23 protein-coding genes (1 of these 23 cut by a window edge) are annotated in these 26,300 nt (G+C 68.4%); 9 read left to right on the forward strand and 14 right to left on the reverse strand.

Going from position 1 to position 26,300, the window contains the following annotated elements; translation table 11 throughout:
* The first annotated feature begins 84 nt into the window (after nt 1-84).
* A complete protein-coding gene (locus GOC52_RS01425; RefSeq protein WP_010486906.1) occupies nt 85-573 on the forward strand; it encodes a hypothetical protein in 489 nt (162 codons plus the stop codon).
* A 100-nt stretch (nt 574-673) separates the two neighbouring features.
* Entirely contained in the window at nt 674-1,426 is a 753-nt protein-coding gene (locus GOC52_RS01430) for an SDR family NAD(P)-dependent oxidoreductase (RefSeq protein ID WP_010486904.1), read from the forward strand.
* Nucleotides 1,427-1,553: 127 nt separating this feature from the next.
* On the opposite strand, the gene GOC52_RS01435 is transcribed toward GOC52_RS01430, so the two are convergent.
* The 4 genes from GOC52_RS01435 to GOC52_RS01450 form a co-directional block, all read right to left on the reverse strand.
* Complete coding sequence (locus GOC52_RS01435) at nt 1,554-2,456, reverse strand: SPOR domain-containing protein (RefSeq protein ID WP_010486901.1); 903 nt, start codon at nt 2,454-2,456, stop codon at nt 1,554-1,556.
* Between the two features lie 21 nt (nt 2,457-2,477).
* The gene (argS, locus tag GOC52_RS01440) at nt 2,478-4,166 is read right to left on the reverse strand and encodes an arginine--tRNA ligase (RefSeq protein ID WP_010486900.1); all 1,689 of its coding nucleotides are present in this window, start codon (nt 4,164-4,166) and stop codon (nt 2,478-2,480) included.
* Nucleotides 4,167-4,280: 114 nt separating this feature from the next.
* The gene (gene radC / locus GOC52_RS01445) at nt 4,281-4,985 is read right to left on the reverse strand and encodes a RadC family protein (protein WP_053443781.1); all 705 of its coding nucleotides are present in this window, start codon (nt 4,983-4,985) and stop codon (nt 4,281-4,283) included.
* Between the two features lie 70 nt (nt 4,986-5,055).
* Nucleotides 5,056-5,682: a response regulator transcription factor gene (locus GOC52_RS01450; RefSeq protein ID WP_019338987.1), complete on the reverse strand. Its 627-nt coding sequence runs from the start codon at nt 5,680-5,682 to the stop codon at nt 5,056-5,058.
* A 228-nt stretch (nt 5,683-5,910) separates the two neighbouring features.
* Between GOC52_RS01450 and coaBC the strand changes: the two genes are divergently transcribed.
* The 3 genes from coaBC to GOC52_RS01465 are packed head-to-tail and all read left to right on the forward strand — an operon-like array spanning nt 5,911 to nt 10,001.
* Complete coding sequence (coaBC, locus tag GOC52_RS01455) at nt 5,911-7,173, forward strand: bifunctional phosphopantothenoylcysteine decarboxylase/phosphopantothenate--cysteine ligase CoaBC (protein ID WP_010486895.1); 1,263 nt, start codon at nt 5,911-5,913, stop codon at nt 7,171-7,173.
* On the forward strand, nt 7,170-7,643 hold the full coding sequence (gene dut, locus GOC52_RS01460; RefSeq protein ID WP_143994444.1) for a dUTP diphosphatase: 474 nt from the start codon (nt 7,170-7,172) through the stop codon (nt 7,641-7,643). The genes coaBC and dut overlap by 4 nt, the downstream gene beginning before the upstream one ends.
* Nucleotides 7,644-7,655: 12 nt before the next feature.
* Nucleotides 7,656-10,001, forward strand: a complete 2,346-nt coding sequence (locus GOC52_RS01465) for a phosphomannomutase/phosphoglucomutase (protein ID WP_191850500.1) — start codon at nt 7,656-7,658, stop codon at nt 9,999-10,001.
* A 223-nt stretch (nt 10,002-10,224) separates the two neighbouring features.
* Here the strand turns inward: GOC52_RS01465 and GOC52_RS01470 are convergent, their stop codons facing one another.
* From GOC52_RS01470 to pyrE, 8 genes are all read right to left on the reverse strand, one after another.
* Nucleotides 10,225-10,938, reverse strand: coding sequence for a response regulator transcription factor (locus GOC52_RS01470; RefSeq protein WP_019338804.1), 714 nt, complete (start codon nt 10,936-10,938; stop codon nt 10,225-10,227).
* Nucleotides 10,919-13,579, reverse strand: a complete 2,661-nt coding sequence (locus GOC52_RS01475) for a sensor histidine kinase (protein WP_010486887.1) — start codon at nt 13,577-13,579, stop codon at nt 10,919-10,921. Before GOC52_RS01475 ends, GOC52_RS01470 begins: the two co-directional genes overlap by 20 nt.
* A 51-nt stretch (nt 13,580-13,630) precedes the next feature.
* Nucleotides 13,631-14,281: a potassium-transporting ATPase subunit KdpC gene (gene kdpC / locus GOC52_RS01480; RefSeq protein ID WP_049412120.1), complete on the reverse strand. Its 651-nt coding sequence runs from the start codon at nt 14,279-14,281 to the stop codon at nt 13,631-13,633.
* Nucleotides 14,278-16,335 (reverse strand): potassium-transporting ATPase subunit KdpB, encoded by a 2,058-nt coding sequence (gene kdpB / locus GOC52_RS01485; RefSeq protein WP_191850502.1) that lies wholly within the window; start codon nt 16,333-16,335, stop codon nt 14,278-14,280. Before kdpB ends, kdpC begins: the two co-directional genes overlap by 4 nt.
* Nucleotides 16,336-16,345: 10 nt before the next feature.
* Entirely contained in the window at nt 16,346-18,055 is a 1,710-nt protein-coding gene (kdpA, locus tag GOC52_RS01490) for a potassium-transporting ATPase subunit KdpA (protein ID WP_191850503.1), read from the reverse strand.
* A 12-nt stretch (nt 18,056-18,067) separates the two neighbouring features.
* Nucleotides 18,068-18,160, reverse strand: a complete 93-nt coding sequence (locus tag GOC52_RS01495) for a potassium-transporting ATPase subunit F (RefSeq protein ID WP_005407770.1) — start codon at nt 18,158-18,160, stop codon at nt 18,068-18,070.
* A 174-nt stretch (nt 18,161-18,334) separates the two neighbouring features.
* On the reverse strand, nt 18,335-18,997 hold the full coding sequence (locus GOC52_RS01500; protein WP_071306293.1) for a hypothetical protein: 663 nt from the start codon (nt 18,995-18,997) through the stop codon (nt 18,335-18,337).
* A gap of 18 nt (nt 18,998-19,015) precedes the next feature.
* Complete coding sequence (gene pyrE, locus GOC52_RS01505; protein ID WP_191850505.1) at nt 19,016-19,675, reverse strand: orotate phosphoribosyltransferase; 660 nt, start codon at nt 19,673-19,675, stop codon at nt 19,016-19,018.
* A 162-nt stretch (nt 19,676-19,837) separates the two neighbouring features.
* Here pyrE and GOC52_RS01510 point away from each other — a divergent pair, with 162 nt between their 5' ends.
* From GOC52_RS01510 to GOC52_RS01520, 3 genes are all read left to right on the forward strand, one after another.
* Complete coding sequence (locus GOC52_RS01510; protein ID WP_049480353.1) at nt 19,838-20,638, forward strand: exodeoxyribonuclease III; 801 nt, start codon at nt 19,838-19,840, stop codon at nt 20,636-20,638.
* Nucleotides 20,635-22,008: an AmpG family muropeptide MFS transporter gene (locus GOC52_RS01515; RefSeq protein ID WP_057503977.1), complete on the forward strand. Its 1,374-nt coding sequence runs from the start codon at nt 20,635-20,637 to the stop codon at nt 22,006-22,008. The genes GOC52_RS01510 and GOC52_RS01515 overlap by 4 nt, the downstream gene beginning before the upstream one ends.
* Nucleotides 22,009-22,085: 77 nt before the next feature.
* Nucleotides 22,086-22,316 carry a hypothetical protein gene (locus tag GOC52_RS01520; protein ID WP_005407775.1) on the forward strand — a complete coding sequence of 77 codons (231 nt, stop codon included), beginning with the start codon at nt 22,086-22,088 and terminating at the stop codon, nt 22,314-22,316.
* 79 nt (nt 22,317-22,395) lie between these two features.
* Here the strand turns inward: GOC52_RS01520 and GOC52_RS01525 are convergent, their stop codons facing one another.
* Together GOC52_RS01525 and GOC52_RS01530 are read right to left on the reverse strand one after the other, a co-directional pair.
* Entirely contained in the window at nt 22,396-23,523 is a 1,128-nt protein-coding gene (locus GOC52_RS01525; protein ID WP_191850507.1) for an anhydro-N-acetylmuramic acid kinase, read from the reverse strand.
* A 65-nt stretch (nt 23,524-23,588) separates the two neighbouring features.
* Entirely contained in the window at nt 23,589-25,061 is a 1,473-nt protein-coding gene (locus tag GOC52_RS01530; RefSeq protein ID WP_010486866.1) for a M23 family metallopeptidase, read from the reverse strand.
* A gap of 167 nt (nt 25,062-25,228) precedes the next feature.
* Between GOC52_RS01530 and tyrS the strand changes: the two genes are divergently transcribed.
* Nucleotides 25,229-26,300 carry the 5' portion of a tyrosine--tRNA ligase gene (gene tyrS, locus GOC52_RS01535; RefSeq protein ID WP_191850509.1) on the forward strand. 140 nt of this gene lie beyond the right edge of the window, so the window shows 1,072 of its 1,212 coding nt (coding positions 1-1,072); the start codon lies at nt 25,229-25,231; its stop codon lies off the right edge, out of view.

A 26,300-nucleotide genomic window follows, 5' to 3' on the forward strand; every position in this document is an offset into this window, starting at 1 on the left:
GGCCCAATTGTAGCGGCCCCTGGCGTGTCACCGGATTGTCATCGAACTGCAGCATCGTGGGCACTCGTTCGCTGGGACCCTTGCATGCGCCGGTATCTGTTTTCCGCACTGCTGCTCGCCAGCAGCTTCGCTGCCTTCGCCCAGGACCGCTTCGTACCCGTCGAGCGGCGCCTCAGTGCATCCCAACTGGCCGAGGTCGGGCTCAGTCCGGCGCAGTTGCGGGCACTGAACCGGGTACTGCGCGAGGCCGAGCGCGCGGCCACCGGGCCGACGGCAGCGGTGGCCCCCGCCGCTGCGCCGCTGCCTGCCAATGTGCCGGCACCGGCAGCAATGCACTTGGGCCTGGAAGAAGGACCGGTCAATGCACGCGTGGTCGGAGAGGTCGCAGGCTGGCAGCCCGGCACGCTGTTCACCCTTGATAACGGCCAGCAATGGCAGGTGATGAAGGGGCAGATGAAGCTGCGCAAGGTGCTGCAGTCGCCGCAGATCGCCGTTGTTCCAGGAATTTCCGGGCGCTGGTTCTTGCAGGTCGACGAAGACCTGCCCAAGGCCCGGGTATTCCGCGTGCGCTGAGCCGCGCACGCCTCGGGCGTGGTCAGCCGGCATCGGCAACGCAGGGGCCGGCCGACGGTGACAGAATGGGCGTCCGGTTTTCCCCCCCTGGAGTTGCCTGATGACCCGCACTGTCCTGATTACCGGCGCCACGTCCGGCTTCGGCGCCGCCGCCGTCCACCGCTTCGCCCAGGCGGGCTGGAAGGTGATCGCCACCGGCCGCCGCGGTGAACGCCTGCAGCCGCTGGTCGAGCGCTACGGCAAGGACGTGGTGCACGCGGCTGCCTTCGACATCCGCGATCCGGTGGCGATGGAAGCCGCGTTGCTGGCACTGCCGCCGGCCTTCGGCGAGATCGATCTGCTGGTCAACAATGCCGGCCTGGCGCAGGGCACCGCGCCGGCACAGAGCGCCAGGCTGTCGGACTGGATCACGATGATCGACACCAACATCACCGCGCTGGTGACCCTGACCCATCGCCTGCTGCCGCAGCTGGTGGAGCGCAAGGGCGCGATCATCAACATTTCCTCGGTGGCCGGCGTCTACCCGTATCCGGGCGGCAACGCCTACGGTGGTACCAAGGCCTTCGTCAGCCAGTTCTCGCTGGGCCTGCGTTCGGACCTGCATGGCACCGGCGTGCGCGTGACCACGATCGAGCCGGGCATGGCCGAAACCGAGTTCACGGTGGTGCGTACCCATGGCGACCAGGCGGCGTCGGACAAGCTCTATACCGGCGCCAACCCGATGACCGCCGAAGACATCGCCGAACAGATCTTCTGGGTAGCCAGCCTGCCGCCGCACCTGAACATCAATCGCCTTGAACTGATGCCGGTCAGCCAGTCCTTCGCCGGTTTCCAGGTCGCCCGCGAAGGCTGACCTGCTTCGCGGGTCCTGTAGAGCCGAGCCTATGCTCGGCTTCGTCTGGATTCAGCCGAGCATGGCTCGGCTCTACAGAAACGAAAAAGCCGGGCAATGCCCGGCTTTTTCGTTCACAGCGGCAGGCTTACTGCGCCTTGATCGCCATCGCCTGCAGGCCGGTGCCGTCCAGCTTCTGCTTGGCTTCGGACAACTCGCCGGCACTGCCATACGGCCCCATGCGCACGCGGTACACGGTCTTGCCGTTGATCTGCGCCGATTCCACGCGTGCCGCCAGGCCCATCATCGCCAGCTTGGCCTTGGTCGCTTCGGCATCGCCGGAGGCACCGAACGCACCCGCCTGCAGGATGTAGCGGGCGTTGTCGGCGGCGGCCGGCGCAGCAGCGGCCGGGGTACTGGCCGCGGTCGGCGGGGTTTCCGCGCGCGCTGCCGGAGTGGCGGCGGCGGCGCTGGTCGACGCCGTCGGCGTGCTGGCCGGAGGCGTTGCCGCAGCCGGGCGTTCGCTCAGCGGTGCCGGCAGCGGACGGCTGGTGGCGGTTACCGGTGCGGTGCTGGCCACGCTGGCGGTTGCTGTCGGTGCCGGTGCAGCGGCGGCGGCCGGAACCGGCTTGCCTTCCAAAGCCGCCTGCGCGCGCTGCGCTTCGGCCTTGGCCCGGCGCTGGTCTTCGGCACGCGCGCTGGCGGCCAGTTCGGCGTCGGACATTTCAACTTCCTTGCCCGGCAGCAGGGTGTAGAAGTCGTACTGGGTGGCGGCCGGCTTCTCCGGTTCGGCCGGCTTCGGCGTGGCCGGCTGCGCGGCCGGCTGGGCGCCAACATCGCTGTCGGCATCCGCGACCGGGGCCGGCTGCGCGTTTGGGTTCGGCTGCGGACCGGCGCGAAGGAAGCCATCGCCTTCGCCCTTGAACAGGTTCGGCGCCGCCAGGAACACCACGGCTGCAATCGCCACGCCAGCGACCAGCCACACCCATCCGGGTGTTCCCTGGCTGCTGCTGTTGCGTCGTGCCTGGTTTTTGCCGCGTCGTGCTGCCATGTGTACTGCGTCTCCTGATGCTTACATTTTTTCCGGGGCGCTGACGCCCAGGAGTTCGAGGCCGTTGGCCAGCACCTGGCGCGCGGCGCAGGCCAGGGTCAGCTTGGCGTTGCGGTCGGCGGCGTCATCCACCAGCACCGGCGTCCCGTGATACCACGTGTGGAACGCGTGCGCCAATTCACGCAGGTACTGCGCCACCAGATGCGGTTCCAGCGCCACGCCGGCCGCCTCCACCACTTCCGGGTACCGCGAGATCTCGTTCATCAGCAGCAGCGAAGCGTCGTCGGCCAGGCGGCCGAGGTTGGCCAGGCCGTTGCCCTGTTCGTACACCAGGCCCTTCTCCTGCGCCTGGCGCAGCAGGCTGCAGACGCGGGCGTGCGCGTACTGCACGTAGAACACCGGGTTGTCGTTGCTCTGCTGGCGGGCCAGGTCGATGTCGAAGGTCAGCTGCGAATCGGGCTTGCGCGCGATCAGGAACCAGCGGGTGGCATCACGGCCGGCTTCCTCGATCAGGTCGCGCAGGGTGAAGTAGCTGCCGGCACGCTTGGACAGCTTCACTTCCTCGCCGCCGCGCATGACGGTGACCATCTGGTGCAGCACGTATTCCGGCCAGCCCTGCGGAATGCCCACTTCCATCGCCTGCAGGCCGGCGCGCACGCGCGCCAGCGAGCCGTGGTGGTCGGCACCCAGTTCGGTGATCGCGCGCTCGTAGCCGCGCTGCCACTTGGACAGGTGGTAGGCCACGTCCGGCACGAAGTAGGTGAAGGTGCCGTCGGACTTGCGCATCACGCGGTCCTTGTCGTCACCGAAGTCGGTGCTGCGCAGCCACAGCGCGCCACCTTCTTCATAGGTATGGCCCGACGCCTGCAGCTTGGCCACCGCTTCGGCTACCTTGCCGTCGGCGTACAGCGAGCTTTCCAGGAAATAGATGTCGAAGTCGACGCCGAACGCGGCCAGGTCCAGGTTCTGCTCGTTGCGCAGGTAGGCCACCGCAAACCGGCGGATCGCCTGCATGTCGTCCGGGTCCTTGGCGCCGACCACGGTGCTGCCTTCCAGGTCGACGCTGGCGCCGGCCATGTAGGCGCGGGCGACGTCGGCGATGTATTCGCCGCGGTAGCCACCTTCCGGCCAGCCGTCCTGGTCCGGCGCGATGCCCTTGATCCGCGCCTGGGTGGACAGCGCCAGGTTCTCGATCTGCACGCCGGCGTCGTTGTAGTAGAACTCACGCTTGGCGTTCCAGCCGTTGGCGTCGAGCACACGTGCCACGCAGTCGCCGATCGCCGCCGCGCGGCCATGGCCGACATGCAGCGGGCCGGTCGGGTTGGCCGACACGTACTCCACGCCCACCGTGCGGCCATTGCCGGACAGATTGCGGCCGTAGTCGTGGGCTTCCTTGATGACCGAGGCGGCTTCGCGCTGGTACGCGGCCGGGGCCAGGTGGAAGTTGATGAAGCCGGGGCCGGCGATCTCGACCTTGCTGACGTCCTCGCTGCGCGGCAGCGCCTCGACCAATGCCTGTGCCAGTGCGCGCGGATTGCTGCGCGCGGCCTTGGCCAGCAGCATCGCGGCGTTGGTGGCGAAGTCGCCGTGGTCGCGGGTCTTCGGGCGCTCGACCACGAAGTCCGGCGGCAGGGAGTCGGCGGGCAGGGTGCCATTGGCGCGCAAGGCTTCGATGCCTTGGCTGATCAGGGCGCGGAGGAGATTTTTCACGAGGCCTGCTGTGAGAATGAGCGGCGGAATCGCCCATTTTAGCGCAGATACCCGCGCCCACGCTGACCAGAACATGCCTGTGGGGGCGGCCGATGGCGCCTGAAGGGGCCGTGCTCAGCCGAACAGGCGCGGCTGGGGCGTGGACAGAAGTCCCCGTTCAGCAAATGAAACGGGACGGCCCTCGCCCACCACGAAGTGGTCCAGCAGGCGCACGTCCACCATCGCCAGCGCCTGCTGCAGTTCGTCGGTGATGCGGGTATCGGCGCTGGAGGGTTCCGGGTCGCCGGAAGGGTGGTTGTGGCTGAGGATCACCGCCGCCGCGTTGTGCAGCAGGGCGCGCCGCACCACTTCGCGGGGGTAGACCGGTGCGGCGTTGATGGTGCCGTGGAACAGTTCCTCGCAGGCGATCAGGCGGTGGCGATTGTCCAGGAACAGGGCCATGAAGATCTCCCGTGCCTGCCCCCGCAGGCGGTGCTGCAGATAGCGTCCGACCGCGGCCGGGTTGTTGCCGACCGCTTCGCCGTGTTCCAGCTCGGCGGCCAGGTAGCGGTGGGCCAGTTCCAGCCCAGCAACCAGGGTACAGCTGCGCGCCGGACCCAGACCGGGCAGGCGCGCCAGCTCCCGCGCGGGGCGATCGAGCAGCACCCGTAACGGGCCATGCGCCTGCAGCAGGTCGCGCGCGGTCTGCACGGCATCGCGGCCACCGAACCCGGAGCCGAGAAACAGGGCCAGCAGTTCGGCGTCGGAAAGTGACGTGGGCCCGCGCGCGATCAGCTTCTCGCGGGGGCGTTCCTGTTCGGGCCAGTCGTGGATGGGCATGCCTGCATCATCGCCAGCTTCGGCGGCATCTCCCATCGGGGCTTGCCGCGGGTCCGGGTCGGTCGATGCCTCAGTCGCGCCGGGTCTGCAGGTAGTCGAACAGTTCCTGGTTGTTCTGCAGGCCCAGCTTGCGCTTGGCTTCGGCCTTCTGCCGGCTGATGGTCTTCGGGCTGCGCCCACAGCGCTCGGCGACCTGGTTCACATTGAGACCGGCCGCCAGCAGTTCCAGCACTTCCTGTTCGCGTGCCGACAGCGGCGCCGGCTCGCGCGGAAACAGCAGGTCGCGTGCCTGCAGGTGGTGGCGCAGCTGCTGGGAGACGAATACCTGCCCCGCCATCGCGGCGTTCAGCGCCTGGGGCAGTTCGGCGAAATCGGCGCACTTGTCGACCAGGCCACTGATGCCCTCCCGCAGCAGTCCGTCCAGCAGGCCGGGATGACGGGCGCCGGTCAGCACCACCACCGGCAGGCCAGGGCGGCGCATGCGCAGCGCGTCGATCAGCTCCGGACCGTCCGGGCCGGCACCCGGCATCGAGAGGTCGGTCAGCACCGCATCGCAGTCGTGCTGGTCCACCAGCTCCAGCAGCTGGGCGCCGTCACGCGCACTGCCGACGATGTCCATCAGGTGGGTCTGCAGCACGACACGGATGCCATGCAGGACCACGGGATGGTCGTCGGCGATGATGATGCGTGGATGCACGAGGCTCCTCGAAGGTCGAACAGGCCACGGCGGGCGGCAGCCAATGCCTGATTCTGCAAAAGCACAGAGACGTAGGGGTATAGGAAAGGTCCGAAACTGTTACCGGGTGAATCCCGGGTCAACGCAGGCGGATTCCATCTGCTGATAGCCGCCCGCTATGTGCGCCCTGCACCGGGACATTACCGACCATCGGGTAAGCTAGCGCCCTCGTTTGCACAGGAATTCCAGGTGGCTGACTCCCCCAACGCTTCCCCCGCGCCGGCGCGCGCGCTGGAAGGTCAGAAACTGCTGTTGTGTGTCGGAGGCGGGATCGCGGCGTACAAGGCGCTGGAACTGGTGCGGCGCCTGCGCGACGCCGGTGCCCAGGTGCAGGTGGCGATGACCGCCGGTGCCCAGCAGTTCGTCACTCCGCTCAGTTTCCAGGCCCTGTCCGGGCAGCCGACCCGCACCACGCTGTGGGACAGCGCCGCCGAACAGGCCATGGGCCATATCGAGCTGGCCCGCTGGGCCGACCGCATCGTGGTCGCCCCAGGGACCGCTGATCTGCTGGCCCGGCTGGCGCAGGGCCATGCCGATGACCTGGTCAGCACGTTGTGCCTGGCCAGCACCGCGCCGTTGACGATCTGCCCGGCGATGAACCACCGCATGTGGCTGCATCCGGCCACCCAGGCGAACATCGCCCTGCTGCGCCAGCGCGGCGCGCAGGTGATCGGCCCGGTCGACGGTCCGCTGGCCGAGGGCGAATCCGGTCCCGGCCGTCTGGCCGAGCCCGGCGACATCGTCGCCGCGCTGGCCGCCAATGGCAGTACCACGGCGGCGGCTGCCGCACCGGAAACCCGCGCGCTGCAGGGCCTGCGCCTGCTGATCAGCGCTGGCCCGACCTATGAAGACATCGATCCGGTGCGCTACGTCGGCAACCGCAGCAGCGGCAAGATGGGCTTTGCCCTGGCCGCGGCCGCCGCGACGATGGGCGCCCAGGTGGTGCTGGTCAGCGGCCCGGTGCAGCTGCCGACGCCGCCCGGCGTGCAGCGCGTGGACGTGCGCTCGGCCGCGCAGATGCGCGATGCCGTGTTGAAGTCGCTGCCGGCCGACATCTATATCGGTGCCGCCGCGGTGTCCGACTACACACCGCGCCAAGTGGCTGCGCAGAAGCTGAAGAAGACCGCCGACAGCCAGTCGCTGGTGATCGAGCTGGTGCGCACGCCGGACATCCTGGCCGAAGTCGCCGCGCAGACGCAGTCGCTGAAGCTGGTGGTCGGCTTTGCCGCCGAAACCCACGACGTGGAGAAGTACGCACGCGGCAAGCTGGTCGACAAGCGCCTGGACCTGGTGATCGCCAATCAGGTCGGCATCAGCGGCGGCGGTTTCGAGAGCGACAACAACGCCGCCACTGCCTTCTGGCAGGACGGTGAACAGGTATTCCCGGCCACCTCCAAGCGCGAGCTGGCCGAACAACTGCTGGCGCTGATCGCGCGGAGACTCCAGGCATGACCCAGGCTTTCACTTCCCAACCGCTGCAGGTCAAGCTGCTCGATCCGCGCTTCGGCGACAGCTGGCCGCTGCCGGCCTACGCCACCGAAGCCAGCGCCGGCATGGACCTGCGCGCGGCGCTGGATACCGCGCTGACCCTGCAGCCGGGCGACACCGCGCTGGTGCCCAGCGGCCTGGCCATCCATATCGCCGATCCGAACCTGTGCGCGGTGATCCTGCCGCGTTCCGGGCTGGGCCACCGCCACGGCATCGTGCTCGGCAACGGCACCGGCCTGATCGACGCCGATTACCAGGGCCCGCTGCTGATCAGCGTCTGGAATCGTGGCCGCGAGGCCTTCACCATCGAGCCGGGCGATCGCATCGCGCAGCTGGTGGTCGTGCCGATTACCCGCGTCAGCCTGCAGGTGGTGGATACTTTCACCGACAGCGTGCGGGGAACGGGTGGATTCGGCCATACCGGGGTGCGTTGACAGGGGACATCGATGAGCGGCATCGGGGAAGGACAGCGGGGACGGTCGTTGGGACGCAGTGCGCCACTACTGGGGGTGCTGCTGGTCCTGCTGGCTGGCTGGTTCGGATGGAGCGCGGTGCAGCAATGGCGCCAGGAGGCCAACGGCCAGGCGCTGGAAGCTGCGCGCGACCAGGCTGTGCAGGGCCTGCAGGAGGCCGCCGCCGGCCAGCTGAAGCAGCTGCAGCAGCAGCTGAAGAACGAGCGCGTGCAGCAGGCGCTGCAGGCCGGCGATGCCGCTGCGGCGGCACTCGCGGTCCGCGAGAGCTGGACCGGCGTCGAGCACGCCGAAGTACTGACCGCCGATCTGGCCAACGCCTACGCCGACCCGGCGACCTTCGGCTATGCCCGGTTGGCGCTGCTGGAAGCCGCATTGGCCGAGACCGGCCCCAGCCTGCGCGTGGTCCGCGATGGGGGTGGCAATCGTCTTGGCCTGGCGGCACCGGTGCCGCTGGGCAGCCTGGGCCCGGCAGTGCTCTACGTGCGCCAGCCGTTGCTGCGACTGACCTCGCCGCTGGACCAGGTGAGTGCGCCATCGGCCGGTTTCCTTGGCCTGCGCCAGGGCGCGCATGACCTCGTCGCCCAGGGCGATGCCAGCCTGGCCGAAAGTGCCGAAGCATTGGCGCGGCCAATTCCGGGTACGCCGTTGCGGCTGGTGGCCGCGGTACCCAATGTCGAACCCGGTCCGCTGGGCCTGGGTTCGCTGGCCAGCGCCATCGTTGCGCTGCTGCTGGCGTTCATCGCCGTGCTGCTGGTGGTGGGTCGCGGCCGCCTGCCGAAGACGCTGCCGCTGCCGCGCCGTGCGGCCGTGGCGGAAGCGGATCATGGCCCGACCCTGAGCGAGAGCCTGCAGATGGCGCCGCCGCCGGTGGTCGAGGCCAGCACAACTGAAAGTGCACCGCCGCCCCCGCCGCCGGTTCCGGCCGAGGAACTGGCGGCCGGTATCTTCCGCGCCTACGACATCCGCGGCGTGGTGGGCAGCCAACTGACGCCGAAGACGGCGGCGCTGATCGGCCAGGCCATCGGTACCGTGGCACTGGAGCAGGGCCTGCGCGAGGTGGTGATCGGCCGCGACGGCCGCCTGTCCGGCCCGGAACTGGCCGCAGGGTTGGCCGAGGGCCTGAGGCGCGCCGGTTGCGCGGTGATCGACATCGGCCTGGCACCGACCCCGGTCGTGTACTACGCCGCCTTCCATCTGCGCACCGGCACCTGCGTGGCGGTCACCGGCAGTCATAACCCGCCCGAGTACAACGGCTTCAAGGTGGTCATCGGCGGCGAGACGCTGTCCGGCGATGCCATCACCGATCTCTACCAGCGCATCATCGAAGGCCGCCTGGTACAGACCGCCGAGCCGGGCGATTACCAGCAGCGCGATGTCAGTGCCGACTACATCCAGCGCATCGCCGACGACGTGCAGCTGGACCGCCCGTTGAAGGTCGTGGCCGATGCCGGCAACGGCGTCGCCGGTGCGCTCGCACCGCAGCTGCTGGAAGCGATCGGTGCTGAAGTCATTCCGCTGTACTGCGATGTCGACGGTACCTTCCCCAACCATCATCCCGACCCGAGCGAACCGGCCAACCTGGAAGACCTGGTGCAGACGGTCAAGCGCTTCGGCGCCGACCTCGGCGTCGCCTTCGATGGCGATGGCGACCGGCTGGGCGTGGTCACCGGCGAAGGCAGGATCATCTATGCCGACCGCCTGCTGATGCTGTTTGCCGCCGATGTGCTGATGCGCAACCCCGGCGCGATGGTGATCTACGACGTGAAGTGCACCGGCAAGCTGTCCGACCACGTGCTGCGCAATGGTGGCAGCCCGCTGATGTGGAAGACCGGGCATTCGCTGATGAAGGCGAAGATGCGCGAGACCGACGCCGAGCTGGCCGGCGAGATGAGCGGCCACTTCTTCTTCAAGGAGCGCTGGTTCGGTTTCGACGATGGCCTGTATGCGGCGGCGCGCCTGCTGGAGATCCTGGCCCAGCGCGAGGAGACCCCGGATGAGGTACTGGCAGAGCTGCCGGAGATGGTGGCCACGCCGGAACTGAAGGTGCCGGTGGCCGACGGTACGCCACATGCGCTGGTGGCGATGCTGGTGGCGGCGGCGCAGTCGCCGGACAACCCTTATGTGGGCGGCCGCCTGTCGACCATCGACGGCCTGCGTGTGGACTTCCCCGATGGCTGGGGCCTGGTGCGTGCCTCCAATACCACGCCGGTGCTGGTGCTGCGCTTCGAGGGCAACGACGAGGCGGCACTGGAACGCATCCAGGCGCTGTTCCGCAGCCAGCTGCAACCGGTGCTGGGCGAGACCCCGCTGGGGTTCTGAGGTGGGGCCGGGCTGCGCCCGGCACCCGCCGAATCAACGTCAACGTCAAAGGCCGGCTATCCGTGGGATGGCGGGGCGGTGTCGGAGTGCGGGGACGCAGCAAGTACGTCCCTGTAAGCTTGGCAGCCGCATCCATGCGGCTGACACCCCGCACTCCGACACCGCCCCACCCCTGACAATGTCCTGGAGCTGTTGGTAGGTGTCGACCTTGGTCGACACACCCTCACCCCTTGAACCGCAGCCCCACGCCCGGTTCGGTGAACAGGTAGCGCGAATCCAGCGCCGAATCACCCAGCTTGTGCCGCAGCTTGCCGACCAGGATGCGCAGGTAATGGGTGTCGTGCTGGTGGGTCGGCCCCCAGATCTCCTGCAGGATCTGCGGCTGGGTCACCACGCGCCCGGCATTGCGCAGCAGCAGCGACAGCAGCGCGTATTCCTTGCGGGTCAGTGCCACCGGCTCGCCATCGAGTGCCACTTCACGGCGCACCAGGTCCACATGCAGATGGCCATCGTCGAACACCGGCGGGGTGCCGTCGCTGGGCACGCTGCGCGTGCGCAGCAGCGCCCGTACCCGCGCCATCAGCTCCTGGGTACCGAAGGGTTTGGTCACGTAGTCGTTGGCGCCGTTGTCCAGCGCCCGCACCTTCTCGGTTTCGCCGGCGCGAACGGTCAGCATGATCACCGGCACCTGGCTCCATTGCCGCAGCTGCTCCAGCACCTCGTGGCCTTCCATGTCCGGCAGGCCGATGTCCAGGATCACCAGGTCCATGTCTTCGCTGGCGGCCATCTCCAGGCCTTCCTGGCCGGTCGCGGCCTGCCGTACCTGGTAGCCCTGCGCGCGCAGGCTGATATCCAGGAACCGGCGGATCTGGGTTTCATCATCGATCACCAGCACGCGCGCGGCCGGCACGCTGGCATCAATCGGGGTCGGGCTCATCGTGGGAGGCTGGCTTGAGCAGGGGCAGGGTGATGCGGATCAGGGTACCGCGACCGTCGCGTCCGGGCAGCGCCTGCACGCTGCCGCCATGCGCGCCGATCATGCCCTGGCAGATGGTCAGGCCCAGGCCGGTGCCGTGGCGGCCGCGGTCGCCGCGCTCGACGCTGTAGAACATGTCGAAGATGCGCGCACGCTCGTCATCGGGAATGCCGGGGCCGGCATCGATCACGTCGATGCGCAGCTGGCCGTCCAGCTCGCGCGCCTGCACCTGCACGGCGGCATCGGGCGGCGAGAACTTGGCCGCGTTTTCCATCACATTGAACACGGCCTGCTCGACCAGCGCCGGGTGCACCCAGATCGGCGCCAGCGTGGAGGGAATATCCAGCTCCAGCCGTACCTTGGGCTGGTAGCGCTGCAGGCGCCGCGCCGCCGAGCCGATCAGTTCGTCCACGCCGATCCAGTCGCGGTTGATCTTCAATCCTTCGTGGCCGAGGCGGGTCATGTCCAGCAGGTTCTGGATGTAGCGGTCCAGCCGTTCGCCCTCGACCAGGATGGTGTCCAGCAGGGCACGGCGATCGGCTGTATCCATCGCCGTACCGTAGCTGGCCAGGCTGTCGGCCGAACCGATCATCGCCGCCAGCGGCGAGCGCAGATCGTGCGATACCGAAGAGAGCAGGGCCGAGCGCAATCGCTCGGTCTCGTTGCTGACGTGGGCCTGTTCCAGTTCGGCCACCAGCCGCGTGCGCAGCGCGGCCTGCGCGATGTCATCCACCATCGCTTCGGCCAGCTGCCGCTGCTCGGGCAGCAGGCGCGCCTGCGCGCCGGGCAGGTACAGGCCGGCCACGCCGATCGCGCGGTCTTCGCCATCCAGCAGCGGCAGGAACCACCATTGCGCGCCGGCCAGAGTGTCGGTGAAGCGGCCGCTGGGCTGGCCGTGGCGCAGCGCCCAGTCGGCGGCGGCCAGATCGGTATCGCCAGGCTGGCTGCGGCCACCGGTTGCGGTATCGGCGCCGATCCGCAGCCACGCCGGCACGTCCATGGCCTGTTCCAGTGCATGCCGACCCGCCTGCGCCACCTCTCCGTTGCCGGCGGCACTGGCCAGCTGGCGGCCCAACTGCTGGCGCGCACGCGCATGGCGGTTGGCGGCACGCAGCGCGATCACCTGCATGCGCAGGCGCGAGGCCAGGCGTCCGGCCACCAGCGCGGCGGCCAGGAACAGGAACACGGTGATCACGCCCTGGCGCGCGCCGATGGCGAAGGTGAAGCGTGGCGCGATGAACAGGAAGTTGTAGGCCAGGAAGCACAGGATCGCCGCCATCACCGCCACGCTGGCGCGGGTGCGCGCCGCCACCAGCACCACCGCGACGATGAACACCATCGACAGGTCGGCCATGCCCACCCAGTGTTCGGCCAGCCACGCCACCGCACAGGCCAGCGCGGTAGCGATCAGGGCTTGTGCCGGTTCATGACTGATACCGCGCATTGGCGGCAGCAGGCTCTCGCGGCGCGAGCGTGCGCGTGCCTGCGGTGTGCTGATGATGGTGATCTCGTAATGCGCGCCACGCTGGATCAGCTGCTGGGTCAGGGTGCGGTTGAACATCCGTGCCAGTGGACGTTCGCGGGTCCGGCCCAGCACCAGGGTCGACACGCCGTTGTGTGCGGCATGGTCGAGCAGGGCATCGGCGATGCTCGATCCATGCAGCAGTTCGGCGTCGCCGCCCAGCCGCCTTGCCAGCGCAAAGGCCGCATCGATCTCGCGCCGGGTCGCCTCGTCCTGGCGCCGGCCCTGCACGGTCACTACCGTCCACGGCGCGTCACGGCGCTCTGCGATGCGCCGCGCCACGCGCACCAGGTATTCGCTCTGGCCGCCGCCATCAATGGCCACCAGAACGCCGCGACGCAGGGGCAGATTGCCTTCGCCACGCGCGGCGCGGGTTTCGCGCAGGCTGCTGTCGACGCGGTCGGCGGCCTCCTGCATCGCCAGTTCGCGCAGCGCGGTCAGGTTGGCCGGTGAGAAGAACGCCTGCAGTGCCTGTGCGGCCTGTTCGGGCACATAGACCTTGCCCTGCTGCAGGCGCGCGATCAGTTCGCGCGGCGGCAGGTCCACCAGCACGATGTCGTGCAGTCGGTCGAGCACACCGTCCGGCACGGTCTCGCTGACGCGTACGCCGGTGATGCGCATTACCACATCGTTGAGGCTTTCCAGATGCTGGATGTTGACCGTGGTCCAGACGTCAATGCCGGCGTCCAGCAGCTCCATCACGTCCTGCCAGCGGCGCTCATGGCGGCTGCCCGGCGCGTTGCGATGGGCCAGTTCATCCACCAGTACCAGCGCTGGGTGCCGCGCGAGCACGGCATCCAGGTCCATCTCCTGCAGGGTGTGGCCGTGGTAGGCCACCGCTTTCAGCGACAGCTGCGGCAGGCCCTCCAGCAGCGCCTGGGTATCGGCGCGGCCGTGGGTTTCCACCAGCCCGACCACCAGGTCAACGCCGCGGCGCAGCTGTTCCTGCGCGCGGGTCAGCATGGTGTAGGTCTTGCCCACGCCCGGCGCCGCGCCGAGGAACACGGTCAGCTTGCCGCCGGCTTCGCGTTGCAGGCCTTCGACCAGGGCATCGGCCTGGCGGGTACGCGCATCAGTCATGGGTGCCGCTGTCATGCCCGCCATTGTGCGCGCAGCCGGTGCAGGCCGGCATCACGGCGCCTTGGCCGCGTGGTCCAGCGCGAAGTTCAGCGTCACCACGTTCACCCGCGGCTGGCCGAACAGGCCCCACTGGCGGCCTTCGGTATGCGCCTGCACCAGCGCTTGTACGCGCGCCACCGGCAGGCCACGGGCACGCGCTACGCGTGCCACCTGCAGCTGAGCCGCCGCCGGCGACAGCTGCGGATCCAGGCCGCCTGCGGACTGGGTGACCAGATCCGCAGGCACCTGCGCCGGCGCGACACCTTCGCGTGCGGCTACCGCAGCCGTGCTGGCAGCCACGCGCTCGGCCAGTGCCGGGTTGCTGCGCGCCATGTTGGAACCGGCCGCGGCCATCGGGTCGTAGTTGGCGGCCGACGGGCGCGCCTGGAAGTAGCCGTCACCGGTGAACGGCTGCGACAGCCATGCCGAGCCGCGTACCTGGCCGTTGCCATCGCGCAGCAGGCTGCCCTCGGCCTGGGTCGGGTAGGCCAGGCCGGCGAAACCGGTGGCGATACCGGCGTAGACCGCGCCGGCCAGCAGCAGCGTGGCCAGGCCCAGGCCGATCGCCGGGCGCCAGCTTGCGCCATCCTGCAGGCTGGCCACGCGGGCCTCGGCTTTCTGTTCGCGGGGAAGGGAAGACGAAGTGGAAACAGTACGGTTCATGCGCCGAATACCAGGACAAGAAGGAGGTCGATCGCCTTGATTGCCGCGAACGGCAGCAGCACGCCGCCGAGGCCGTACACCAGCATGTTCCGGCGCAGCAGCGCCGTTGCGGTGGCCGGGCGGAAGCGCACGCCACGCAGGGCGAGCGGAATCAGGGCGGGAATCACCAGGGCGTTGAAGATCAGCGCCGCCAGCACGGCGTTGCGCGGGCTCGACAGCTGCATCACGTTCAGTGCGGCCATGGTCGGAACGGCAGCGGCGAACAGCGCCGGCAGGATCGCAAAGTACTTGGAGACGTCGTTGGCCAGCGAGAAGGTGGTCAGCGCGCCGCGGGTGATCAGTTGCTGCTTGCCCACTTCCACCACCGCCAGCAGCTTGGCCGGGTCCGAATCGAGGTCGACCATGTTGCCGGCCTCCTTCGCCGCCTGCGTACCGGAGTTCATCGCCAGGCCGATGTCGGCCTGGGCCAATGCCGGGGCGTCGTTGGTGCCGTCGCCGACCATCGCCACCAGGCGGCCGCCGGCCTGCTCCTGGCGGATGCGCGCCAGCTTGTCTTCCGGTCGCGCTTCGGCGATGTAGTCATCGACGCCGGCCTCGGCAGCGATGGCGGCGGCGGTCAGCGGGTTGTCACCGGTGATCATCACCGTGCGGATGCCCATCGCCCGCAGCTGCGCGAACTTCTCGCGCATGCCGTGCTTGACCACGTCCGACAGCTCGATCACGCCCAGCACGTGTCGCCCCTCGGCCACCACCAGCGGGGTGGCGCCGTTGCGTGCCACCTGCTCGACGCGACCTGCAAGTTCCGCAGGCACGTTGCCACCCAGCGCCTGCACGTGAGCACGGATCGCATCGGCGGCACCCTTGCGGATCTGCCGCCCATGTTCCAGGTCCACGCCGGACATGCGGGTCTGGGCAGTGAAGGCCAGGTAGTCGGCATGGTCCGGTTCGGCGGTGGCGCAGCCCTGTTCGCGCGCAAGGCGCACGATCGACTTGCCTTCCGGGGTCGGGTCGGCCAGCGAAGACAGTAGCGCCGCTTCACGCAGCTGGCTGGCATCGATACCGGCCAACGGATGGAAGTGGCTGGCCTGGCGGTCGCCGTAGGTGATGGTGCCGGTCTTGTCCAGCAGCAGCACGTCGACGTCGCCGGCCACCTCCACCGCCTTGCCCGACTTGGCCAGCACATTGGCGGCCAGCGCACGGTTCATGCCGGCGATGCCGATGGCCGGCAGCAGCCCGCCGATGGTGGTCGGGATCAGGCACACCAGCAGCGCGATCAGCAACAGCGGGTCGACCTTGACGCCCACGGAGGCGCCGATCGCAGGCAGCGTTGCCACCACGATCAGGAAGGTCAGCGTCATCGCCGCCAGCAGCAGGGTCAGCGCGATCTCGTTCGGGGTCTTCTGCCGGTTGGCACCTTCCACCAGCGCGATCATCCGGTCCAGGAAGCTGTGGCCCGGCTCGGCGGTCACCCGCACGATGATCTGGTCGGACAGCACCTTGGTGCCGCCGATCACACCGGAACGGTCGGTGCCAGCCTCGCGCAGCACCGGTGCCGATTCGCCGGTCACCGCCGCTTCGTTGATGGTGGCCAGGCCCTGCACGATCTCGCCGTCGGCCGGCACCAGCTCACCGGCACTGACGATCACATGGTCGCCCGGGCGCAGTTCCGCGGCGGGTACCTGGGTTTCGGCCGCGCCCGGCTGCGGCGCAGCCAGCCGGCGCGCCACCAGATCCTGGCGGGCACGGCGCAGCGAGGCGGCCTGGCCACGGCCGCGGGCTTCGGCCACCGCCTCGGCGAAGTTGCCGAACAACACGGTCACCAGCAGGATCGCGGTCACCGCCAGACCGAAGCCCAGCGGCGCATTGCCGGTCAGGGTGACGATGGCGGCGACGATCGTGCCGGCCATCACCACTGCCATCACCGGGCTGCGTACCAGGTGCATCGGTGACAGCTTGCGCACTGCGTCGACCAGCGCACGGCGCAGGCCGGCGCCATCGAGCAGGGCAGGGCGCGGAGCAAGGGAACTGCGGGTTGAACTTGCGTGGGTACTCATCGGGGTGTCCTTAGTGCAGTCCCAGGCTCAGGTGGTCGGCGATCGGGCCGAGTACCAGCGCCGGCATGAACTGCAGCACGGTCAGGATGACGATCACCGAGACCAGGGTCAGGGCGAAGGTCGGGGTTTCGATCTGCAGGCTGCCGGCAGACTCCGGCGCCTGGCGCTTGGCGGCCAGCTGTGCGGCCACCACCAGCGGGATGATCAGCAGTGGGAAGCGGCCCAGCAGCAGCACCAGCGAGCAGCTCAGGTTCCACCACAGCGTGGCGTCACCCAGCCCTTCGAAGCCCGAACCGTTGTTGGCATAGGCCGAGACGTATTCGTAGAAGACCTGGCTGATGCCATGGAAACCGGGGTTGGACGTGCCCGCCAGGCCGGGTACGGCCAGGGTGATCGCGGTGAACACCAGCAGGGTGATCGGCTGCAGCAGCACCAGCAGGGCCAACAGGCGGACCTGTGGCGTCTCCAGCTTGCGGCCGAACATTTCCGGCGTGCGCCCGGTCATCAACCCGGCCAGGAACACGCCCAGCAGCAGGTACACGATGAACTGCTGCAGGCCACAGCCAATGCCGCCCCAGATCGCGCTGACCAGCATGTTGACCATCGCGATGCCGCCACTGAGCGGCGCCAGCGAATCGTGCATGCCGTTGACCGAGCCGTTCGAGACCTGGGTGGTCACCGCCGCCCACAGCGCAGTGCCGTCGGCACCGAAGCGCACCTCTTTGCCTTCCATCAGCAACGGCGTGGCGGCGCTGGCGCTATGCCCTTCGCTCCACATCATCGCGCCGGTGGACAGCAGCGACATGCCCAGCATGCAACTGAACACCAGGGCGCCGAAGCGGCGCCGGCCGGTGAACGCGCCGATCATGAAGATCACCGCCATCGGCACCAGCAGGATGCCGACGATCTCCAGCGCGTTCGACAGCGGGGTCGGGTTCTCCAGCGGGAAGCTGCTGTTCGGGCCGTACCAGCCGCCACCGTTGGCGCCCAGCTGCTTGGCCGCGACCATCGCCGCCACCGGGCCCAGCGGCAGCTTCTGTTCGGCCATGCCGGCGCTGGCATCGATCGGCGTGGCCTGTGGCCCACCGGCCATCGTCGATGGCACGCCCTGGCTGGTCAGCACCAGCGTCCACACCAGGCACAGCGGCAACAGGAAGCGCACGCACAGGCGCACCACGTCCACGTAGTAGTTGCCCACCGCCACCTGGCGGTCATCGCCGCTACCGGTGGCGGCCGCAGCCTGCGGCGCACGCGAGAACAGCGCGCGCAGCGTGGCCACCGCCAGCGCCAGGCCCATCATCGGCGTCACCACCTGCAGGCCGGTGATACCGGTCATCTGCGAGAGGTAGGACAGCTGCGCCTGGCCCGAATAGTGCTGCTGGTTGGTGTTGGTCAGGAACGAGATCATCGTGTGCAGCGCGGTGTCCCAGCGCATGTTCGGGATCTGATCCGGATTCAGCGGCAGCCAGGCCTGGGTCATGAACACCGCCTGGGTCAGTACCGCGACCACCACGTTGCTCAGGACGAAGGCCAGCACGTAGCCGCGCCAGGACATCGAGCGCGATGGATCGACGCCGAACACCCTGTACAGCGGCTTCTCGATCCAGTGGAACAGCACGTCGACCTTCATCGGCGTGCCACGCATCACGCGGGCCAGGTACAGGCCCAGCGGCCACGCCAGCAGCAGGCTGGCGGCAATAATCACAAGCATCTCAGTCATGGCCGGCTCCGCTCAGAACGACTCGGGCCGCAGCACGACATAAAGAAGATAGGCGGCGGCGACCAGCACCAGCACGCCACACAACAACGACAGCCAGGGGGACATTGCAATAGCGTCCTGGTGGAACCCCTCCACCTCAGGTCGTCATCGTCGTCCTGCCCCCCATAAACGCACTACGCGCCGGACCGGGCCGACGCGTAAAGAGTGCATAAATTCCGTGGGCCAGGCCGTAACCAGGCCAGGGGTAGCGCCGGGCCATGCCCGGCGGCAGGAGCGTCGTCAGCCTGCCGGGGCAGCCGGTGCCACGCCCTTCAGCTCGCGATAGCGCTGCAGGGTGCTTTCAATTTCGGCCTTCAACGCCTGCTGCTGCTGCAGGAACCCGGCCTGCAGGCGCTGCTGCGCCTGCAGCTGCACGTGCCGCTGGCGGATCGCCCCGGCCTGCTTGTCGGCCACCTTGGCGCCGGCCAGTTCGCGATCACCGGCGGCCGACAGCAGGGCCACCAGCGACTCGCGCAGGCTGGTGACGTTGTACTCGGCCGTCTTCAGGTTGTTGTCCAGCACTTCCTGGCGCTCGGCGAACACCCGGCGCAGGTCGTCCTCGCTGCCATAGGTGGTCAGCATCGCCTGCTCGGTGCGCTGGCGGGTCTGCTCGGCCATCAGGTCCAGCTGCTGCTGCGCGGCCACCGTGCTGGCGGCGGCACGCTCTTCGTCGGTCAACGCGCGCTGGACCTGCGCATTGCGCAGGCCACTTTTCGCGTTGAATTCCTCGCGGGCATGGTTGACCGCATCGGCCGGCAGCGAATCACTGCAGATCCGCTCCTTGCCCTCGTTCCAGCAGTACAGCTTCTTCTCCACCTTGTCGCCACCCCGCGACTGCGCCGGCAGCGTGAACGGCACGGCCAGCAGCAGGCCGGCAAAGAGAACAGCAGGAACTCGGGACATGACCTTTCCCCTGGTCGGTCAGCGGATCGAACGGACGCCGTACTGGGCCCGGTAGGCTTCCAGCGGCTGCCGGTAGCCCACAAGTTCCGGGTTGCCGGAGGCGAAATCAAGCAGATCGGCCAGCGATGCCACGGCGATCACCGGAATGCCGGCCTCCTCGGCCACCGACTGCGCCGCCGAACGGCGATCGGTTTCCGAAGTGATCTCCTGGCGGTCAAGCGCCACCACGATGCCGGCCGGGGTGCCACCGGCAGCGCGAATGATGCCCAGCGCTTCGCGGATCGCGGTACCGGCGGTGATCACGTCGTCGACGATCAGCACGCGCTTGCCATTCATGTCGGCGCCGATCAGCTGGCCGCCTTCGCCATGGTCCTTGGCTTCCTTGCGGTTGAACGACAGCGGCAGGTCGCGGCCACGCTGGGCCAGCTCACAGGCCATCGCGGTGGCCAGCGGGATGCCCTTGTAGGCCGGGCCGAACACCACGTCGTACTTGATTCCGGTGGCATCGATGGCATCGGCGTAGCAGGCGCCAAGCTGCGACAGCAGCGAACCGGAGTCGAAACGACCGGCGTTGAAGAAATAGGGGCTCAGCCGGCCGGACTTGAGGGTGAACTGGCCGAAGCGCAGGGCGTCGGCGGTCAGGGCCAGCTGCAGGAAACGGTGGCGGTGGTCGCTCATCAAAACTCGATTCATCTTCATTTGGAGCATAAATCCTAATCCAGCTGGGCGTTTCGCGCTCGTCCGGACCCGTGTGAAGGGCGTCGCGGCCTGGCCGGGCAGACTGCGCAGCCCCGCGGGCAACCGGTATGCTTGCCCGGTTTCCTGTCGTAGGTCCCTTGCATGCGCATCATCAGTTTCAACGCCAATGGCATCCGTTCCGCCGCGACCAAGGGCTTCCTCGACTGGTTCCGTGCCCAGGACGCCGACGTCCTGTGCATCCAGGAGACCAAGGCCCAGGAAGACCAGCTGACCGACCCGATGTTCCGTCCAGACGGGCACCACTGCTTCTATCGCGACGCCATCACCAAGAAGGGCTACAGCGGCGTGGCGATCTACAGCAAGCGCGAGCCGGACCAGGTCATCACCTCGCTGGGCTGGGCGCCGTTCGACGACGAAGGCCGCTACATCGAGGCGCGCTACGGCAACCTCAGCGTGGTCTCCTTCTACATCCCGTCCGGCAGCTCGGGCGACCTGCGCCAGGGCTTCAAGTTCGAAGTGATGGAATGGCTGCGGCCGATCCTGGAGGAGTGGGCGCGCAGCGGCCGCGACTACGTGCTGTGCGGCGACTGGAACATCGTGCGTTCGGCGCTGGACATCAAGAACTGGAAGTCCAACCAGAAGAATTCCGGCTGCCTGCCGGAGGAGCGCGACTGGCTCAACGCCCTGTGCGCCGACCACGGCCAGGCCACCGATGTCGCCGCCGGCCGTGGCTGGGCCGATGCCTACCGCCTGCTCAACCCCGCCGGCGAGGATTACACCTGGTGGAGCAACCGCGGCGCCGCCCGTGCGAACAACGTCGGCTGGCGTATCGACTACCAGTTCATCACCCCGGGCCTGCGCGACAAACTGCGTAGCTGTTCGATCTACCGCGACGAGCGCTTCTCCGACCACGCCCCGTTCACCGTGGACTACGACCTGTGACCGAGGCCGCCAAGCCGCGCCGACCGTGGCAGCAGGTGTTGTCCAACCTGAGCCAGCGCAAGGTGCTGGCGATGCTGCTGCTCGGTTTCAGTTCGGGCCTGCCCATCTATCTGGTGGGCAACACGCTCGGCTTCTGGATGCGCAAGGAAGGCATCGAGCTGAGCACGATCGGTTTCCTGTCATGGGTCGGGCTGGCCTACACCATGAAGTTCCTGTGGGCGCCGATCGTCGACAAGACCGACGTGCCTCTGTTCGGTCGTTTTGGCCGCCGCCGCGGCTGGATGCTGCTGTCGCAGCTGGTCGTAGTGGTGGGCCTTGTCGGCATGGCGCTGGTCCAGCCCAAGGGCGGCCAGATCCAGTTCCTGGGCATCGCCTGGCAGCACATCGTCGTGTTCGGCGTAATGGCCGTGATCGTGGCGTTTGCTTCGGCCACCCAGGACATCGTCATCGATGCCTGGCGCATTGAAAGTGCTGACAACAGCGAGCAGCTTGGCCTGCTGACCTCATCCTCGGCATTGGGCTACCGCACTGCCTTGCTGGTCACCGATGCGCTGATCCTGATCATCGCGGCCCGTGTTGGCTGGCAGGTCTCCTACGAGATCATGGCCGTGCTGATGGCGCTTGGCGTGGTAGCCGTGGTCATGGCCCGTGAACCCGCGCGGGAAGTGGCTGCCGTGCAGGCACAGGCGACCTCCCTGTGGACGCCGCGCGGCCTGTTCGACGCCGTGGCGGGGCCGTTCATCGCCTTCGTCCGCGAGCATCGCAGCGGCGCGATCCTGATCCTGGTGGCCATCAGCGTCTATCGCATGGCCGACTTCGTCATGGGGCCGATGGCCAACCCGTTCTACGTCGATCTCGGCCTGGACGAGGACACCGTGGGCGCGGTGCGTGGCTCGGTGGGCCTGGTCGCAACCTTCGTCGGCATTGCTGCGGCGGGCCTGGTCTCGGTTCGCTGGGGGGTGCTGGCGGCGCTGATGGTGGGTGCCGTGCTGGGGCCGGCCTCCAACCTGGCATTTGCCTGGCTGGCCTATTCGGGCCCAGACACGACCCATTTTGCTGTGGCCATGGCCATCGACAACTTCGCCAGCGGTTTCGCCGGTACGGCGCTGATCGCCTATATGTCCAGCCTGACCAGCATCGGATACACCGCAACCCAGTACGCGCTGCTGAGTTCGTTCTACGCGATGCCCGGCAAGGCGCTCAAGGGGCTTTCGGGGTGGTCGGTACAGACGCTCGCACAGGGCCGGACGCTGCTGGAAGGCTACGCGCTGTTCTTCGTCGGTACCGCGCTGGTGGCGATCCCGGTGGTGATCCTCTGCGCCCTGCTGATCCTGCAGCAGCGCCGTCGCCAGGCCGCCAGCGCCACCTGATTGCCTGCCCGTCCGGTCTGCGGGATCATCGCCCCGACGCGCCGAGGGGGCGGTGCCTTGCGAACGGGGAAGCGAGCATGGCCGACGTTGTGCTGCGGGACCTGGACCCGCTGCTGCTGGAACGCATCAAACGCGTCGCGGTCGCCCGCGGCTGGACCCACGAACAGACCTGCGCCGCTTTGCTGGAGCAGGGCCTGTTCAGCAGTGAACTGGAGGTCCGCTCCGGCTTCGGTGATCCCGAAGTGGACGCGCTCTCCGACGCCATCGCCGCCCTGCAGGCCTTGCCCGCAGGGCAGGGCTTCGATTAGCGGCCGCGCCGCAATGCTGTAGAGCCGAGCCCACGCTCGGCTGCCCGGTAGATCCACGCCATGCGTGGATGACGCCACCTCACGCCAGGTGAATCGCCCCGAGGATCCGCGGCCCCTTGGCCCCGGTCACGCTCGGCAGGTTGCCGGCCAGCCCGTCCATCGTCCGCTGCGCCAGCCACGCAAAGCCCATCGCCTCCACGTACTCTGGGTCCAGCCCGTGCACCGCGCTGGACTCCACCTGTACCCCCGGCAGCCGCGCCGCCAGGCGCTTCATCAGCTGCCGGTTGCGCACACCGCCGCCACAGACCAGCAGGCGCCGGGTCCGCGGCTGCTGCGTCAGCAGCGCATCGGCCACCGTCGCCACGGTCAGCTCCAGCAGGGTGGCCTGCACATCGGCGGCAGCGTATTGGCCTTCGCCCATGTGGGCCTCGGCCCAGGCCAGGTGGAACTGCTCACGGCCGGTGCTCTTCGGTGGTGGCAGCGCGAACCACGGGTCCGAACGCCAGCCGGCCAGCAGGCCCTCGTCCACCGCGCCGCTGGCGGCGTAGGCGCCGTCGGCATCGAAGGTGCGGCCGGTGTGGCGCTGGCACCAGGCATCCATCAGCGCGTTGGCCGGGCCGGTATCGAAGCCACGCACCGCACCTTCGCGCGGGATCAGGGTCAGGTTGGCGATGCCGCCCAGGTTCAGCACCGCACGGTCCTCATCGGCGGCGCCCAGCATGCTCAGGTGGAAGGCCGGCATCAGCGGCGCGCCATGGCCCCCGGCGGCCACGTCACGGCGGCGGAAGTCGGATACCGTGGTGATCCCGGTCAGCTCGGCGATGCGGTTGCCATCGCCCAGCTGCACGGTGAAGGCGGGGGTGGCCAGCGGGCGATGGCGCACGGTTTGGCCGTGCGAGCCGATCGCGCGGACCTGGCTGCGGTCCACGCCGGCCTCGGCCAGCAGTTGATTGGCGGCTTCGGCGAAGTTGATCGCGATCCGGGCGTCCAGCTCGCCCAGCTCCTCCAGCGAGTCCAGCGGTCCGCCTTCGCCCAGCGCCACCAGCCGCGCACGCAGCACCGGCTCCCAGCGGGCGGTCAGCCCGTGCACGAAGCGGCAGCCTCCGCCAGCGGGGAACTGCACCAGCGCGGCATCGATGCCGTCGGCGCTGGTGCCCGACATCAGGCCAAGGTACAGGGGGACGTCAGCGTCGGCAGTCGTGTTCATGGCGGGCATAAAAAAAGGACGCGGCAAGCTTGTGCTGCCGCGTCCTTCTTCGTCAACGCAGGGGTTCAGCCGCGCTTGCGGCCGGTCGCCTGCTTGTCCTTGGCGCTGGCCACCTCGGGGGCGGCCTCGTCGCGGCTGGTCGGTGCCGGGCTGGCGTCGGCGTAGATCAGCTTCTCCATGCCCTGGATGCGGGCCATCGCCGGTGCGGTCTGCGCGCGGAAGGCGACCAGCTCGGCGCCCTTCAGCGGCTCCGGCGGCGGCATGGTCACGGTCAGCGGATTGCGGTGCTCGCCGTTGACGCGGAATTCGTAGTGCAGATGCGGGCCGGTGGCCAGGCCGGTCGAGCCGACATAGCCGATCACCGTGCCCTGGGCCACGCGCTGGCCGGTCTTGATGTTCGCAAAGCGCGACATGTGCCCGTACAGGGTGGTGTGGCCGCGGCCGTGGTCGAGGATCACCACGTTGCCGTAGCCGCGCTGCACGCCGGCGAACTGCACGCGGGCATCGCCGGCGGCCATGATCGGGGTGCCGGTGCGCGCAGCGTAGTCCACGCCCTTGTGCATGCGCATCTTGCCCAGCACCGGGTGCTTGCGCGCGCCGAAAGTCGAGCTCAGCCGCGCGAACGGGATCGGCATGCGGATGAAGCTTTTCTTCAGCGAACGGCCGTTGATGTCGTAGTACTCGGACTTGCCGTTGCGGTCGAAGCGGAAGCCGGAATAGGTCTTGCCACCGGTGGTGAAGGTCGCCGCCAGGATCTTGCTGGTGTCCACCTTCTCGCCTTCGCGCCAGGTTTCATCCATCACCACGCTGAAGCGGTCGCCCGGCTGCAGGTCCTTCGAGAAGTCGATGTCGTACTTGAAGATGTCGTCGGTCATCGTCGCGATCGCCGACGGCGACAGCCCGGCGCGTCGGGCCGCGGCATACAGCGAACTGGTGATCTCGCCGCTGGTGACCACGGTGCGCGTGGAGGTCTCGCGCTGGGTCACCTTCTCCTTGATGTCGTCGCCGGTCAGGCTCAGTTCCACCCGGTTGTCGGCATCCCGGTCGAAACGGATGCTGCGCAGGTCACCGGACAGCGGCATGTCGAAGGCGATCTCGGCGCCCGGGCGGAGCTTGGTCAGCGCCTCGCGTGCACCGGGGTGGTCCAGCACCCGGTGCAGCGTGGTGGCCGGGATGCCCGCCTTGTCGAACAGATCGCTCAGGGTCTGGCCGCGCTCCACGCGCAGCACCTGCCAGCTGTCACCGGGCACCTGCTGCTGGCGGGCCATGGTCAGCGGCGGCAACGGCAGTGCCAGGCTGGTATGGCTGTCGGCAAAGGGGGCGTCGATGGTGTGCGAGAAGCCCGGGACGATCGTTGCCACCAGGGCGCCGATGGTCGCGAACAGGCTGGCGTGCATCCAATGGCGGCGGGTCCAGCGCTCATTGAAAGCGGCGGGAAGATGTTGCCTGAGCTTCCGATGCAGGGCGTTGTCGTGCAGGACGTGGAGGCGTTCCTGGAAGCGCTGCTTGCGTGCGCGGCCTTGTTCGGAATTGTGCATCGGCGGTTTTTTCCTGGCAGCCCGGGAGCGCGGGCCTGATCGCCGGTTACCATAGACACCTGAGAAAACCGCGTCAAACCCTTGTGCCCATTGGCTTTTGTGAAGCCAATCGGGTTAACTTTGCTTTAACACCCCACACAAGAATCGGCGTTGCCGGGAGTAGTCACGTGTCCTCGATTGAAGAAGCCCTTGCCCTGATCGGCCGCGGTGCCGACGAGATCCTCAAGCTCGAGGATCTGCGTGCGCGCCTGCAGGAAGGCCGTCCGCTGCGGATCAAGGCCGGCTTCGACCCCACCGCGCCCGACCTGCACCTGGGCCATACGGTGCTGCTGAACAAGATGCGCCAGTTCCAGGACCTCGGCCACCAGGTCGTTTTCCTGATCGGCGACTTCACCGGCATGATCGGCGACCCGTCCGGCAAGAGCCTGACCCGCAAGCCGCTCAGCCGCGAGGATGTGCTGGCCAACGCCCGTACCTATGAGGAGCAGGTGTTCAAGGTGCTGGACCGCAGCCGTACCGAAGTCCGCTTCAACTCGGAGTGGTTCGGCAAGATGGGCGCGGCCGACATGATCCGCCTGGCCGGCCAGCACACCGTGGCGCGCATGCTCGAGCGCGATGACTTCGCCAAGCGCTACGCCGCCCAGCAGTCCATCGCCATCCACGAGTTCCTGTACCCGCTGGTGCAGGGCTACGACTCGGTGGCCCTGGAGGCCGACGTCGAGCTGGGCGGCACCGACCAGAAGTTCAACCTGCTGATGGGCCGTGGCCTGCAGGAACATCACGGCCAGAAGCCGCAGGTGGTGCTGACCATGCCGCTGCTGGAAGGCCTGGACGGCGTCAACAAGATGTCCAAGTCGCTGGGCAACTACATTGGCATCAGCGAACCGGCCATCGACATCGTCACCAAGACCATGAAGGTGGACGACACCCTGATGTGGCGCTGGATCGAGCTGTTGTCCTTCGACATCAGCCAGGCTGAAGCCGTGCAGCTGCGCGAGCAGGTGGCCAATGGCGGCCTGAACCCGCGCGTGGTCAAGCTGCGCCTGGCGCGTGAGCTGGCGACCCGCTTCCACGACGCTGCGGCGGCCGAGCAGGCCATTGCCGGCTGGGAAGCGGCGGTGACCGGGCAGGGCGACATCACCCAGCTGCCGTTGCAGGACGTGGCGATCCCGGCCGAAGGCCTGCGCATCGCCGCACTGCTGACCGCGGCGGGGCTGACCCCGAGTAATTCCGAAGCCA

Source organism: Stenotrophomonas sp. SXG-1 (assembly GCF_014083965.1).
Classification (GTDB): domain Bacteria; phylum Pseudomonadota; class Gammaproteobacteria; order Xanthomonadales; family Xanthomonadaceae; genus Stenotrophomonas; species Stenotrophomonas geniculata.

Bases quoted from the DNA above. Each gene is read 5' to 3' on its own strand.
- GOC52_RS01500 (WP_071306293.1), bottom strand. From the start codon at position 18,997: ATGTCCCGAGTTCCTGCTGTTCTCTTTGCCGGCCTGCTGCTGGCCGTG.
- GOC52_RS01465 (WP_191850500.1), top strand. From the start codon at position 7,656: ATGAGCGGCATCGGGGAAGGACAGCGGGGACGGTCGTTGGGACGCAGT.
- GOC52_RS01435 (WP_010486901.1), bottom strand. From the start codon at position 2,456: ATGGCAGCACGACGCGGCAAAAACCAGGCACGACGCAACAGCAGCAGC.
- radC (WP_053443781.1), bottom strand. From the start codon at position 4,985: ATGCCCATCCACGACTGGCCCGAACAGGAACGCCCCCGCGAGAAGCTG.
- kdpB (WP_191850502.1), bottom strand. From the start codon at position 16,335: ATGAGTACCCACGCAAGTTCAACCCGCAGTTCCCTTGCTCCGCGCCCT.
- GOC52_RS01525 (WP_191850507.1), bottom strand. From the start codon at position 23,523: ATGAACACGACTGCCGACGCTGACGTCCCCCTGTACCTTGGCCTGATG.
- GOC52_RS01510 (WP_049480353.1), top strand. From the start codon at position 19,838: ATGCGCATCATCAGTTTCAACGCCAATGGCATCCGTTCCGCCGCGACC.
- GOC52_RS01520 (WP_005407775.1), top strand. From the start codon at position 22,086: ATGGCCGACGTTGTGCTGCGGGACCTGGACCCGCTGCTGCTGGAACGC.
- kdpC (WP_049412120.1), bottom strand. From the start codon at position 14,281: ATGAACCGTACTGTTTCCACTTCGTCTTCCCTTCCCCGCGAACAGAAA.
- GOC52_RS01475 (WP_010486887.1), bottom strand. From the start codon at position 13,579: ATGACTGATGCGCGTACCCGCCAGGCCGATGCCCTGGTCGAAGGCCTG.
- dut (WP_143994444.1), top strand. From the start codon at position 7,170: ATGACCCAGGCTTTCACTTCCCAACCGCTGCAGGTCAAGCTGCTCGAT.
- GOC52_RS01425 (WP_010486906.1), top strand. From the start codon at position 85: ATGCGCCGGTATCTGTTTTCCGCACTGCTGCTCGCCAGCAGCTTCGCT.
- kdpA (WP_191850503.1), bottom strand. From the start codon at position 18,055: ATGACTGAGATGCTTGTGATTATTGCCGCCAGCCTGCTGCTGGCGTGG.
- GOC52_RS01470 (WP_019338804.1), bottom strand. From the start codon at position 10,938: ATGAGCCCGACCCCGATTGATGCCAGCGTGCCGGCCGCGCGCGTGCTG.
- GOC52_RS01530 (WP_010486866.1), bottom strand. From the start codon at position 25,061: ATGCACAATTCCGAACAAGGCCGCGCACGCAAGCAGCGCTTCCAGGAA.
- GOC52_RS01430 (WP_010486904.1), top strand. From the start codon at position 674: ATGACCCGCACTGTCCTGATTACCGGCGCCACGTCCGGCTTCGGCGCC.
- GOC52_RS01495 (WP_005407770.1), bottom strand. From the start codon at position 18,160: ATGTCCCCCTGGCTGTCGTTGTTGTGTGGCGTGCTGGTGCTGGTCGCC.
- pyrE (WP_191850505.1), bottom strand. From the start codon at position 19,675: ATGAGCGACCACCGCCACCGTTTCCTGCAGCTGGCCCTGACCGCCGAC.